At 56.4% G+C, this 13,383-nt stretch carries 11 protein-coding genes and 1 pseudogene; 5 read left to right on the forward strand and 7 right to left on the reverse strand.

The genetic code is table 11. The annotated features are described in order from the left end of the window. Nucleotides 1-212: 212 nt before the first annotated feature. Nucleotides 213-797 (forward strand): pentapeptide repeat-containing protein, encoded by a 585-nt coding sequence (locus tag JUK32_RS18490; RefSeq protein ID WP_204140345.1) that lies wholly within the window; start codon nucleotides 213-215, stop codon nucleotides 795-797. An 80-nt stretch (nucleotides 798-877) separates the two neighbouring features. On the opposite strand, the gene JUK32_RS18495 is transcribed toward JUK32_RS18490, so the two are convergent. Continuing rightward, on the reverse strand, nucleotides 878-1,783 hold the full coding sequence (locus JUK32_RS18495) for a glycerol acyltransferase (protein ID WP_375541585.1): 906 nt from the start codon (nucleotides 1,781-1,783) through the stop codon (nucleotides 878-880). A 215-nt stretch (nucleotides 1,784-1,998) separates the two neighbouring features. Between JUK32_RS18495 and JUK32_RS18500 the strand changes: the two genes are divergently transcribed. The 4 genes from JUK32_RS18500 (at nucleotide 1,999) to JUK32_RS18515 (ending at nucleotide 6,418) form a co-directional block, all read left to right on the forward strand. Then, nucleotides 1,999-3,309, forward strand: coding sequence for an ABC transporter substrate-binding protein (locus tag JUK32_RS18500; RefSeq protein ID WP_204140346.1), 1,311 nt, complete (start codon nucleotides 1,999-2,001; stop codon nucleotides 3,307-3,309). A 72-nt stretch (nucleotides 3,310-3,381) separates the two neighbouring features. Next, complete coding sequence (locus JUK32_RS18505) at nucleotides 3,382-4,290, forward strand: carbohydrate ABC transporter permease (RefSeq protein ID WP_204140356.1); 909 nt, start codon at nucleotides 3,382-3,384, stop codon at nucleotides 4,288-4,290. Nucleotides 4,291-4,292: 2 nt separating this feature from the next. Continuing rightward, the gene (locus JUK32_RS18510; protein WP_204140347.1) at nucleotides 4,293-5,183 is read left to right on the forward strand and encodes a carbohydrate ABC transporter permease; all 891 of its coding nucleotides are present in this window, start codon (nucleotides 4,293-4,295) and stop codon (nucleotides 5,181-5,183) included. A gap of 167 nt (nucleotides 5,184-5,350) precedes the next feature. Then, nucleotides 5,351-6,418 carry an ABC transporter ATP-binding protein gene (locus JUK32_RS18515; RefSeq protein ID WP_204140348.1) on the forward strand — a complete coding sequence of 356 codons (1,068 nt, stop codon included), beginning with the start codon at nucleotides 5,351-5,353 and terminating at the stop codon, nucleotides 6,416-6,418. Nucleotides 6,419-6,569: 151 nt separating this feature from the next. Here JUK32_RS18515 and JUK32_RS18520 read toward each other — a convergent pair whose 3' ends face one another. The 6 genes and pseudogenes from JUK32_RS18520 to JUK32_RS18545 all read right to left on the reverse strand — a co-directional run. After that, nucleotides 6,570-8,819, reverse strand: coding sequence for a heavy metal translocating P-type ATPase (locus tag JUK32_RS18520; protein WP_204140349.1), 2,250 nt, complete (start codon nucleotides 8,817-8,819; stop codon nucleotides 6,570-6,572). Nucleotides 8,820-9,047: 228 nt separating this feature from the next. Then, complete coding sequence (locus tag JUK32_RS18525; protein ID WP_204140350.1) at nucleotides 9,048-9,716, reverse strand: RodZ family helix-turn-helix domain-containing protein; 669 nt, start codon at nucleotides 9,714-9,716, stop codon at nucleotides 9,048-9,050. A 114-nt stretch (nucleotides 9,717-9,830) separates the two neighbouring features. Continuing rightward, complete coding sequence (gene argS, locus JUK32_RS18530; protein WP_204140351.1) at nucleotides 9,831-11,588, reverse strand: arginine--tRNA ligase; 1,758 nt, start codon at nucleotides 11,586-11,588, stop codon at nucleotides 9,831-9,833. 224 nt (nucleotides 11,589-11,812) lie between these two features. Continuing rightward, complete coding sequence (locus tag JUK32_RS18535; protein ID WP_204140352.1) at nucleotides 11,813-12,256, reverse strand: DUF2996 domain-containing protein; 444 nt, start codon at nucleotides 12,254-12,256, stop codon at nucleotides 11,813-11,815. A gap of 220 nt (nucleotides 12,257-12,476) precedes the next feature. Next, nucleotides 12,477-12,881: a hypothetical protein gene (locus tag JUK32_RS18540; RefSeq protein WP_204140353.1), complete on the reverse strand. Its 405-nt coding sequence runs from the start codon at nucleotides 12,879-12,881 to the stop codon at nucleotides 12,477-12,479. After that, a pseudogene (locus tag JUK32_RS18545) lies at nucleotides 12,856-13,383 on the reverse strand (hypothetical protein); the annotation flags it as partial. The gene JUK32_RS18540 and the pseudogene JUK32_RS18545, both read right to left, overlap by 26 nt.

The raw sequence follows: 13,383 nt of genomic DNA on the forward strand, positions 1-13,383 counted from the left end.
CAGCCATGTTTACTCAAGGCATGGTTATTATGGGGGGAATCTAGGCACCACGGGCAGATTTGTTCCTAAATATTTAGGAACTTCTGTTCGGATGCCGCGACTTTTCAAAGAAGTGTTTCAGCGTCCACAGTGCAGGCTCGATTGAACCTGACGGGTGGGGAATGCTGGGAAAAGTGCTCTGAAGAATCTCTAATTAGTGACAGGAAAATTGGATGATGCTCTGCGATCGCCCCTTTCAATCTTTATCTCTCTGTCCGACAGTGGCGCTGGCGGTGCTAAGCGTAGTGGTCTGGGCGGCCCCTAGCCGAGCGTTTGATGAAGCCGCGCTCAGCCAGTTATTACAGACGCGCTCATGCCCTCGGTGTGATTTGTCGGGGGCCGATTTGCGTCGCTTAGATCTGAGTGGGGCCAACTTAGAACAAGCGGACTTGTCAGATGCCAACCTATTTCAAACCAATCTGGATAATGCTGATCTGAGTGGGGCCAATCTGACTAGGGCGTATTTGAATTCGGTGTCGGCGATCGCGGCCAATTTCAATTCGGCTCAGCTTGATGAAAGTCTGGTCTATCTCAGCGACTTCACCGACGCCTCGCTGTATGAAACTCGGTTTGGCAATGCTTTTGTCGAGCGCAGTCAATTCGTCAATGCCCTGATGATTGGCGCTGATTTGAGTGATGCAACCTTGGTGAGCGTTGATTTTGAAGACGCGATTCTCTGTGGTGCAGAAATCCTCTACGGGGATTATCGCATTGGCTGTGTTCCCGGTTCAACAGACGAAGCCGTCACCAGCGAATAAAGCGATCGCCTCAGCCACCAATACCTAAGCCCTCTCCAAACCGACTGGGACAATCCAGCCGCATTTTCACCCTGCCACTCTCACACCCTACTCCCCTCACACTCTTCCACCAACTGATCCAACGCGGCTTGCATCGTCCTCTCGACTAGCCGATAGCACTGATCCACATAGGCGCGATCGCGGGCCGCCGCTTCTCCATTGCGATCAAACCGGATGGACGGGCAGATGCGGGTATGCAGCGGTCGAGGAAACGGAATATTGGGGAGCGGCCCGATCGCGAGGCCCCAAGGCCAGCCCAGGTAAATAGGCATGACGCTCGGATCGATACCCAACGGCCAGGGAATTTTGCCCGGCGCGATCGCCTTGAGGTTGTCGTAAATTTCGGCCAGCACAATCAGGGTTTCGTGCGCCCCATGGGAAATCATCGGCACAATGGGCACGTCATAGGCCAGCGCCAGCTTGATAAAGCCCTGATTGCCATTGAGAAAAATACGATGCCGCAGAGCATAAGGGCGAAACACATCCTTAGCCCCGCCGGGATAAATTGCCAGACTGGCCCCCCGTTTCAGAGCGGCGATCGCGAGGCGCGGTTCCGCCCGAATCGCGCCCATGTGTACCGCCAGACGAGCGATCGGCGGCATCGCCTGCCACATGCGCGAATCCATCAGCGCATAAATCAATCGCTCCGTCCCAAACTGGTGGAACCATTCGTAGGTGGTCGCGAGGGTGTCGGGCGCGGCCAAGCCGCCGTTATGGGAGCCGATCAGCATCACCTGGCCATCCGGTACATGTTCCCACCCGTCCGTTTGCGTCTGAAAGTAGGTGTGGGTGATCCACTCCAACATCGGCAGCGATCGCGCAATATTCTCCGGCGAGCGCTCGTCTAGCGACAAGCCGGTCAACACGTCAGGGGGGGCGATCGCGGCTTGCCACCCCAATTCGAAGAAGGGGCTAAAACGGTCTTTCCAATCAGTCAATACTTGCACAGTGGCAGGTCTCACGCAGGCTCCAACCGTTCTAGTGTCGCTGATGAATGGCCGGGAACCAACCGGCAGCATCATTGCCCAGGCAATTCTTAAATTTCTATTAGTCGATAGAGGCGCGATCCCCCTTTTGAAGGGTGAAGGCGATCACCTGCTCCGGTTCAATAAATGTATGGGCAGTCAAGTGTGGTTGCCCGACTGCTGAATGGGAAGACTCGATGATTCAAGCGCTATACAACTGGCTGAACTTCGGTAAACGTCAGCTGAGTCGCTGGATTACATTAGCGGTTTCCACCTGCCTAGTACTCGTGACGCTGAGCGCGGTGGCCTGGTCGCAGTCTGGCCCAGTCACCATCACCTTTTTAGTACGGGCGGTCGAAGCACAGCAGCTCCAGCTATTGGCCGATCAGTTTGAAGCCGAGCATCCTGACATCAAGATTGATCTGGTGGAAGGGCCAAACGCCGCTGACAACGTCGAGAATCTCTACACGACATCATTTCTGCTCGGCGATTCCCCTTACGATTTGGTTTACTCCGATGTGGTGTGGATTCCCAAGTTTGCCGCTGCCGGGTGGTTGCAAGATTTGAGCGATCGCGTCAACGACGACGAACTGAGCGCATTTTTGGATGCCGATGTGGCCGCTGGCCGCTACCAGGGGGGCTTGTATCGGATGCCCTTCCGTTCGGCGATGGGGATGCTCTACTACCGCACTGACCTGCTGGACGAAATCGGCGCGGCACCCCCCGAAACCTTTACTGATCTCATTCAAGCGTCAGAAACCATTCAAGAGACGACGGATGTGCCCTATGGCTATGTGTGGCAAGGGCTCCAGTACGAAGGCTTGGTCACTAATTTTGTGGAAATCATCGCGGGCTACGGCGGCTATTGGGTCAATCCAGAAACCTTGGCAGTCGGGCTCGACAGCGAAGCGGGCATCAACGCTGTCAAGTTTATGAAACAGGTCATCGACCAGGGCATCACCCCCGCTGGCGTGACCAATTATTTAGAAGAAGATTCCCTGCGGGTGTTTGAAAACGGCAACGCAGCCTTTTTGCGGAACTGGCCCTACGTGTGGGCAGAAGCCAACAAAGACGGTTCCCCCGTGCAGGGCGACATTGCCCTGAAGCCGATGGTGCACGCGCCCAACGAAAATCCGGCGGCCTGTCTGGGCGGTTGGGGCTTTGGCGTCGCCGCATCTACCCCTCACCCTGAGGCAGCGTGGGAAGTCGTGGACTTCTTCACCAGTCGCCAGGGACAAAAGCAGTTCGCGCTGGAATATGCCTACGTGCCCAGTCGCCGCGACCTGTTCACCGATCCCGATATTCTCGCCAAATTTCCCCACTATGAGCAGTTGCTAGAGGTGGCGGAAACCACCGTGCCACGTCCGCCCATCGGTCAATACGCGCAACTCTCCGATATTTTGCAGCGCTACCTCAGCTCGGCCCTGACGGATCAGATGACCCCCGAAGCGGCCATGACCAAAGCCGCTGGGGAAAGCCGTCGCGTTCTCAACAGCGATCGCACCTAGCGTCCCGTTCTAAAAATCACGCCCCCTGCCCCCTTTTAACTGTTGTCCCCTAGTGAAAATTGCGATCGCGCCATGACTCAAGACTACATCCGCCAAAGAGAGCGCCGCACGGGTTGGTATCTCACCATTCCCGCCGTGCTGGTGCTGCTGCTGGTTTACGCTTACCCCATTATTTGGGCCTTCGTCTCCAGCCTGTTTACCGAAAATCTCAGCACCAACCTCACCCGCGAATTCTCCGGGTTCGACAATTACGTGCGTTTGGCGCTGGACGGTCGCTTTTGGAGCAGCATTTGGAACACTGCGGTGTTCACCGTCGTGTCCTTAATCTTTGAGTTAGGGCTGGGACTGGGGATTGCCCTGACCCTCGACCAGGGATTCCGCGGACGCGGATTTGTGCGCACAGCGGCAATTTTGCCCTGGGCCTTGCCGACGGCGCTGATTGCCCTGGCGTGGCGCTGGATTTTTAACGATCAGTTCGGCGTGTGGAACGACATGCTGGTGAACTGGTTTCACATCATTCCTGAGTCCATCAGTTGGTTAGGGGATCCTTTCTGGGCGATGGTCGCGGTGATTGCCGCTGACGTATGGAAGACAACGTCCTTTGTCGCCATTCTGCTACTGGCGGGCCTGCAATCCATTCCCCAAGATTTGTACGAGGCGCACGCGATCGATGGCGCGTCCCCCTGGCAAAGCTTTCGGCAAATCACTCTGCCGCTGATCATGCCGCAAATTTTGATCGCCATGCTGTTCCGCTTTGCCCTAGCCTTCGGCATTTTTGACCTGGTACTGGTGATGACCGGCGGTGGCCCCGGCGGCGCGACGGAGATGGTGTCCCTCTACATTTACGACACCGTGATGCGCTACCTGGACTTTGGCTACGGGGCCGCTCTGGTCGTGGTCACGTTCCTGATTTTGATTGCCGTAGTAGCGATCGCCGGACTCAGCATTGCCAAATCACGTACCGCAACGGGGGTTGAATAATCATGACCACTGCACCACAGCCCATCACACCACCGTCGAGTGAATCCCAGGGCAACCGTATTCCCTGGCAGCGCATCGCCATGTGGGCCGCCGTCATCTTCACGGTGTTATTCAGCCTTGGCCCGCCCATGTGGGAACTACTGACCTCCATCAAGACGAACGACGCGATTACCGCCGACTCCGTCGTTTACATTCCCTCCTGGGATCAGTTCACATTCGAGCACTACGTTCAGCTGTTCACCCTCAACCAATTTCACATCTATATCTTGAATAGCTTGTTCGTCGCGGTGGTTTCGACCCTCTTGTGTTTAGGCATTGGCGCACCCGCCGCCTATGCCCTAGCCCGGTTACGGATTCCTGGCGAACGCCTCGTGCTCACCTGCGTCATGGGCGTCACTCTGTTCCCCTATATCCTGCTGTTTTTGGGCCTGTTGCGGCTGGTGCAGTTCACCGGGTTGGCCAATAACTATCTGGCGCTGATCATTCCCTACACCGCTATCAATATGCCGCTGACGATCTTGGTCATGCGCAGCTTCTTTCAGCAATTGCCCAAAGATTTAGAAGATTCCGCCAAAATCGATGGTTACAACGTGCTGCAAATGCTGTGGCAAATCATCTTGCCCATGACCTTGCCAGCTTTAGTGACTACAGGCATTCTGGCCTTCATCTTCGCGTGGAATGAGTTCATCTTTGCCCTCACCTTCATTACGCAAGAGTCCATGAAAACCATCCCCGTCGCAGCGGCCCAACTCGGCGGCACCAGCCTATTTGAAGTGCCCTACGGCCCCTTAGCAGCAGCGACCGTCGTCGGCACCCTGCCCCTGGTGATCTTAGTGCTGTTCTTCCAGCGCAAAATCGTCCAGGGCCTCACCGCTGGTTCCGTTAAAGGCTGATTCCATCTCCTCTCTGTAGGGGCGAGGCATTCTGTGAACAACGTTACGCTCTCGTCCGAATAGCTATTGCCAAAATGCCTCGCCCCTACGCCACCTACCCTGCCACCCACCTACCTCACCTACCCTGCCACCCTGCCACCCACCTACCCACCTACCCAAACCAACCCATGCCTACTCTCGCACTCGAAAACCTCACCAAAGCCTACAGCCGCAAAGTTGTGCCCGTGAAGGATCTCAGCCTCAGCGTTGGCAACAACGAGTTTTTGACCCTGGTCGGGCCATCCGGCTGCGGCAAATCCACCATTCTGCGCGTCATCGCCGGATTGGAACAGGCCACGGGGGGCAAAATCCTCATTAACGGTGAAGATGTGAATCCGCTGCCGCCGAAGGATCGCAACATCGCCATGGTGTTTCAGAGCTACGCGCTGTATCCCCACATGACGGTGTACGAAAACATCGCCTCGGGGTTGAAGCTGCGCAACATGCCACCGGGCGAAATTCAGAAGCGCATTCAAGATGCGTCTAAAGTGCTGGGGCTTGATCCGCTGATGGATCGGCGACCCTCACAGCTTTCGGGCGGTCAGCGTCAGCGCGTGGCGCTGGGGCGAGCACTGGTACGAGAGCCGGATGCCTTTTTGCTAGATGAGCCCCTGAGTAACCTGGATGCGCTGCTGCGAGAACAAGTCCGCGCCGACCTCAAGCAAATTTTTGAGCGGCAAAAAGCGCCGGTGGTCTACGTCACCCACGACCAAACTGAGGCCATGACCCTTTCCAGTAAGGTGGCCGTGCTCAGCGAAGGCTACTTGCAGCAGCTGGGCACCCCTAACGAAATCTACAAAACGCCTGCGAATCAATTTGTGGCGGGATTTATCGGCAGCCCCCAGATGAACTTGATCAACACAGAGCAAGTCGGTGGCGCGGTGCTATTGGGCGACTTCAAGGTTCATCTGCCAGAAGCAGCGCAGTCTCACAGCACGGTAGTCTTGGGCATTCGTCCTGAGCATGTGCGCCTGCCGGAGGAGGGCGACAGTCAGACGATTCGCGGCGATGTCTTTTTGGTCGAAAATCTGGGCATGAGCGACCTGGTGAGCCTGCGGGTGCACGGTGATGAAAATCTGGTGATTCGTTCTTTGATTCCCGCTGACGCGACCTGGCAGCGAGAGGATCTCGAACTCGCCATGCCGCCGCACGCCATCCACTGGTTCAACCCTGAGACGGGTGCTCGCATCGAATAATCGAATCAGGGAGAAACGCGATCGCGGCGGCACTTGTTTGATCGCGTCAAAGGCGATGTCCGGTGGCTTTGCCAAACCCGTTCTGAATAGATAGCTTGTCTACGAGTCTCGATACTAATCAGATGTGTCGTCGAGTCACGGAAAACTGGAATTAATGGGGCTTAAACTGCTTAAGCCGGAGCGCATTCGTCACCACCGAAACCGAGCTAAACGCCATGGCCGCCCCGGCGATGATGGGATTCAGCAACCAGCCCGTGATGGGATACAGCACCCCCGCGGCAATGGGAATGCCAATCACGTTGTAAATGAAGGCGAAAAAGAGATTTTGTCGAATATTGCGCAGGGTCGCATTGCTCAGTTGGATGGCGGTAGCGATGCCGCGCAGGTCTCCTGAAATGAGGGTGATGTCGCTAGCGGACATCGCTACATCTGTCCCTGTGCCGATCGCAATCCCCACGTCAGCTTGGGCCAGGGCCGGGGCGTCATTGATGCCATCCCCCACCATCGCCACAACCTTACCAGCGTCTTGTAACTCGCGAATCTTGGCCGCTTTTTGGTCGGGATGCACCTCGGCGATGACTTGCCGAATCCCCACCTCACGCGCCAGAGCGTCCGCCGTGTGACGGTTGTCGCCCGTGAGCATGATGACTTCCAGTCCCAGCTTTTGCAGTCGCTGCACCGCGCCTTGGGAGTGGGGTTTCAGGGTATCCGCGATCGCCAGCAGCCCTGCAATGTGGCCATCCACCGCAATCATCGCCGTGGTTTTAGCCTGACTCGCCAAGGCCGTTTCCCGAGTGGCGAGGCGTTCCAGGTCGATGTTCAAATCGTGCATCCAACGAGGTGTGCCAATTTGCACCCAGCGATCGGCCACCCAACCCTGTACGCCGCAGCCCGCGATCGCCTCAAACTGCGAAACCGCTGGCAACGCATCGACATCAATTTCCTGCCGCTGGGCATAGTGCACGATGGCTTCCGCCAGGGGATGTTCAGAATTTTGCTCGACGGCGGCGACCAATCGCAGCAGTTTTAACTCATTCTGATTGGCGGTGCCCGCCGTGGTAACGAAATCCGTGACGGTGGGCTGTCCGGCAGTAAGAGTGCCGGTTTTATCCAACACGAGGGTGTTGATACGGTGCGCCTGCTGTAAGCTATCTCCGCCCCGTATCAAAATGCCATTTTCCGCGCCTTTGCCCGTACCCACCATGATGGAGGTCGGGGTCGCCAGCCCCAGCGCACAGGGACAGGCAATGATCAGCACGCTCACCGTCGTAATCAGCGATAGCGTCAGATTGCCCGTGGCGATAAACCAGACGAGAAAGGTCAGGAGGGCGATCGCCATGACCGTCGGCACAAACCAACTGGTGACGCGATCGGCCAGCTTTTGAATCGGCGCTTTGGAGTTTTGCGCCGCCTGCACCAACTGCACAATCTGCGCCAGCACGGTGTCTTTGCCCACCCGTGCCGCCTGCAACCGAAAGCTCCCCGTTTTGTTAATCGTGGCCCCAATCACTTCGTCGCCCGGGCCTTTCGTCACCGGCATGGGCTCGCCCGTCACCATGGACTCATCCACCGTTGACTGCCCTTCGATCACTTCCCCATCGACGGGAATTTTTTCGCCCGGACGCACCACCACCACGTCCCCCACCACGACGGCCTGAATGGGAATATCCACCACTTGCCCCTGCCGTAAGACGCGGGCCGTTTTGGCTTGCAGGCCCATCAAGTGACGAATGGCATCGGAGGTGTGGTTTTTGGCCCGCTGCTCCAGCCAGCGCCCCAGTAGCAGCAGGGTAATAATGACCACCGCCGCTTCGTAATAGACGGCGACCTCCAGCCCTTGATTGGTGACCAGTTGCGGCGCGATCGTAATCACGAGGGAATAGAGGTAGGCCGTCCCCGTCCCCAGTGCCACGAGGGTGTTCATATCGGCGGTGCGGCGCTGCCAACTGTGCCACGCCCCGACAAAAAAGTCGCGCCCACACCACCCCATTACCGGCGTCGCCAAAGCCCATTGCACCCAAGGGTGGTGCAGCCACATGGGAATCCAATCAATTTGCAACCCCGTCATCATGGGGATGGAGCCGAACACAATAATAGCGCTCACCACCCCGCCGAACAGCGTCTTGCGTCGCAGTTCCTGAGTCTGCGAGTCCGCCGAGGTGTCCTGCTCTGCCGACGTTTCCCAAAACTCGACGACAGGCTGGGCTCCGTAGCCCGCTCGTTCAACTGCCTGCTGGATATCTTGCAGTTGCAGGCGCTGGTCGTTGAACTCGACGGTGGCTTGTTCAGTGCCAAAGTTGACGATGCAGTTTTTGACTCCGTCAACCTGATGAATTGCCTTTTCAACACTGGTGGCACAACCCGCACAGCTCATGCCGGTAATTTGCAAAGTCTGTTGCATCGATTGGTTAGAGCGCGATCGCACCCCACTCCCATGAACGATATTCCCATGCTAAACACTACAGTCCACTGGAGTTTCAACCGACCGTTGTTGGTTGGCGGGATTGTCACTAATCGTCATGGTCGATGCGATGATTCGCAGCGGCCAGGTGAACCAGTGCTCCCCACACGACCCCGGTGGCGGCAGAGCCAAACGGGAAATCTTCTAGCGGCTGCGGCTGCGGGCAATTTACGCGAGGGGAAACTGGTTAGCGATGTCGCCGCCGGGCAATCCGAGTGCGATCGCATATTTCTTGATGAAGGCGCAAATGTAAAAGGGCTCTGGCAGTGCGTCTAAGTCGCCCTGTTCAATGGCCTGCAACGCATAGCGCTGAATGTAAGTTTGCTGATGAATATCTTGTAGAGTCAAGCCTCGTTCCGTCCGGAGCTGCTGGAGTTGTGTCCCAATTCTCTCTAAACTCTCGGCCTGTGCCGCTTGCAAAGCCTGTTGGGCGGCGATCGCCCGCTGCTGACGCGGAGCAAACCGCAGGGGGGGCGGCGAACTCATCATCGGTGTCGCTGACGGACTCATCGCTGGCCCCATGACGGGAGTGGTCGGCAAGTGGGGGCGCGGCGCGGGCGATGTCGGGCGGGGCGGGGCCGTCACCGTTGGGGGCGCGGCCGCTTGGTCTCGGGGGGACTGTTCTTCCGCTAGGGAGCCCAGCGGTTCGCTGGCCTGAATTTGGCGATCGAGGCGATGGCGATTGAGTAAGCCAATAGCCACTAACGCGGTGACGGGTACCGAGGCCGCCGCGATTTGTTGCGCAGCCAGGGACATGGCAGCACTGGCCCCAGCGCCAAAAATCAAGGCGTACTCTGTCGAAGACGAGAGTTTAGAAGCTGCTTTTGGGGTCTCCATAGGCTCTATAGATAGCATTTGACTTTCAGCCTTTCGCAACGGCTGCGCCACCGTCCGGAAGGACGTGAGAAGTTAGTCAACTATACGTAGACCCGCTGTGCCCGTGCCCCCTAGCTACATCCGTTCTAATACCTGGATGCCCAGCAGTGAGAGGCCTAGTTGCAGAGTGCGGGCGGTGAGATCGCACAGCATGAGGCGCGAGGTGCGTTGCCGTTCCTCGGCTTGTAAGACCGAGCAGCGATCGTAAAACTGGTTGAACTTTTGGCTGAGCTCAAACAGATATTGGCACAGGCGATTCGGGTAGAGATCCTGCGCCACCTCCGTAATCACTTCATCCAGTTGCAATATGTGCTTCGCGAGAGCGAATTCGCTCTCATCCTCGAGATGAATTGCCGCGTCTGCGCCCAGATTTTGCCAGTCAATGCCGCCTTTGCGGCTGATGCCCTGCACTCGCACATAGGCATAGAGCAAATAGGGGGCGGTGTTGCCTTGCAGCGCCAACATTTTGTCGTAGCTGAAAATGTAGTTGCTCGTGCGGTTTTGGCTGAGATCCGCGTATTTCACCGCCCCCAGACCCACGGTTTCCGCGACGGACTGAATAAACTCGTCGCTTTCCTGGCGTTCCTCAGCCGCGATGCGACTTTCCAAATCAGTGCGGGCACGGCCCACCGCTTCATCCAGCAAATCTTTGAGCCGGACCGTTTCCCCCGATCTCGTTTTAAACTTCTTGCCATCTTCGCCCTGGACGAGACCAAACGGCACATGGCTTAACTCCACTTTTTCGGGCACCCAGCCGGCTTTGCCCGCAACTTGAAACACCTGGTTGAAATGGTTGGCCTGCCCCGCATCCACCACATAGAGAATCCGTTCGGCCCCATCTTGCTGAGTGCGATAGCGAATGGCAGCTAAGTCAGTCGTGGCGTAGTTAAAGCCCCCATTCGACTTTTGAATGATCAGCGGCTGGGGATCGCCTGCCTTGTTGGTGAAACCGTCCAAAAAGACGACCTGAGCGCCCTGATCTTCGACGAGTAGGCTTTGGGTCTTCAAGCCTTCCACGACATCAGACAAGAGAGTATTGTAGAAGGACTCGCCCCGCTCAGTGACCCTGATATCCAGGCGATCGTAGATTTTTTGAAATTCTTGGCGTGATTGGTCGCAGAGGACTTGCCACGCTTGGCGAGCTGAGTCATCGCCGGACTGCAACTCGACCACAGCGGCGCGCGATCGCGCTTTAAAGTCCTCATCCTCATCAAACCGCTGTTTAGCCTGTTTGTAAAAGGCCACCAAATCCCCAATCGCCACGTGTTCAGAGCCCGTCAATGCTTCGGGACAGGCGGTACGCAAGTGGGTGATCAACATGCCAAACTGAGTGCCCCAGTCGCCAACATGATTCAGCCGCAGTACATCGTGACCGACAAATTCCAACACCCGTGCGATGGAGTCGCCAATAATCGTGGAGCGCAGATGGCCCACATGCATTTCTTTGGCAATGTTGGGGCTCGAAAAGTCCACAATCACTTTTTGGGGCGATGTCACGGGGGCAACGCCCAGCCGTTCGTCACCCTCGATCGCCGCTAACTGCGCCTCCAAATAGCTTGTCTGCAAGCGCAAATTGATAAAGCCGGGGCCAGCGATCTCCGGCGGCTCACAGATGTCAGTGACTGCCAGATTGGCGACAATTTTTTCCGCGATCGCTCGTGGCTTGTCCTTCAGCCGCTTCGCCAGGGCCATGGCGCAATTGGCTTGATAGTCACCAAATTTTGGGTTGCTGGCCGGGACTAAAACCGGATCGGTGCCCGCCAAATCATCTCCAAAAGCTTGCACCAAAGCCTGCTCTAGCCGCTGTGTAAGAGTTGCGATCGCTGACAACATAAACTACCCGTGGCAGTGGCTCGCACCCCTGCAAAAACGCCTTTTCAATCCTAGAGCATCGCGACCCGTTCCATGGTCTACTCACATGTTGATGACTGAAAATCGCGTCACGGGTCACTGGCTACCACGCTTACGAGTCCTCGCCGGCAGCAGTCCCCCTTAACCCCCTCGCTCCCCTGACCCACCGCAGGTAACGGAAAGCCTTTTTACGCCATCTTGTCGCACTAATTACGGCTCAGCCACTTTTGACCTTTCAACCGTTGGAGCGTGTACAGCACCATCAAATCCAGCGTGATCCGACGCTCATCCCCCATGAACTGCTCAATCGCACTGGCCGGGCCATTGCCTTGGCTGTAATAGAAATACTTCGGGCTGGTGATGTCGTCCTGCGTAAACACAATATTGAAACGATGGTCTAAGTTGCTGGGGTGGCTGCCCTGCAATTGCCAATAAGTCTCTTGGGCATCCGCCCCTTTGACGGTGAGCGGTGCATCGACCAGTGACAGCTGTACGCCTTCCCAGCCATCCGATCCCAACGCCTCGTCCAACGCCGGCAAAAAATGCTGCTCCATAAACTCACCAAAGGGCTTGTCTTCCAGCTTGGGCGGTTTTTCCTTTTTCGCTTTTGTTGCCTTGGGAGCCGATTGTGCCGTCTTGTCTTCAGCCATGTTGTTGCAACGCCTTCTAAGTCTGCATATTTCTGAAGGTCGAGATGAAATCTCGCTCGTAACTATATTAAAGGAAACAGCCCCCCAGACGGTTTCTTTATCTGGAGGGCTGTGATTAGTTTGGCTAACGTTTGCCGCCACGTAAGCGACTGTCAGGAATGAGGATCAAATAACAACATCCAACAGCCAAACTGTTAGGGCAGGCATCTTGCCATAAGCGTCAAGTTAGAGCGTGCTCCCAAATGTCAATGGAGCGTGCCTGGTTTTGCCGCTGTTGTTTTCGTTTAGCTTTGATGAGGCCGAACGATTTGTGAAACTTGACCAGAAAAGAAATTAATTCCGTCTCGTCCGCTCTTTGCTGCGCCTGAGCATAGTGATAGAGGCTACGAAACACCATTTCTACCGAAATCATCTCTATCGGTTGGTTTAAGGCCAAGGCCACCGCCGCGCAGAGGTCATTGAGCACCGCATAAAACGTCCAGGTGGCATCGATTTGAATTTTGATGCCATTAGTGCCACCCACCCACAAGTAAGCTAAGCCTAACAATCGTTTGGTGAGCAAAAACGCTTCTTCAATCCGCCAGCGCCGCCGATACAGGTCACACACCTGCCGCGCAGAAAGCACTTCTGGGTCCAGGACATTGGTCAAGTAGCGATACCAAATCTGGCCCCACAACACCGAAACGAGCCGGACTGGATGCTGACAGGGATGACGACGATTGAGTCCCATCACGGTAACAAGGGCCACTCGAAAGCCCTTGTACTACTTGATAGGTCACCTGCCGTTTGAGCCGCGTCAAAAAGTACTTTTGGGCGGTGCTCATCGCATCAAACCAAGGAAAAGCGAAAAAGCCCATATCCACAATCACCAGTCCACCGACGGGCAACAGCGCCGCTAACTCATCACTCCAGCTCATATCGGAGCGCTGAGGATTCTCATCATGCCAAACCTGCACCGGGCGATGGCTGAAAGCTTCGACCACCATCATGATTTTGCCCGCCAGCGGGTTCGACGGCAACGCTCGGTGCGGCCCTAACCGACGCGGCAAACGCGAGAGGGTTGAACCCTCGGCAATCCAGAGGGCGCTGAAGGGCGCTGACCAGCTGGGCTCAGTCCCCACGACAAC

This window comes from Halomicronema sp. CCY15110 (assembly GCF_016888165.1).
Classification (GTDB): Bacteria; Cyanobacteriota; Cyanobacteriia; order Phormidesmidales; family Phormidesmidaceae; genus Halomicronema.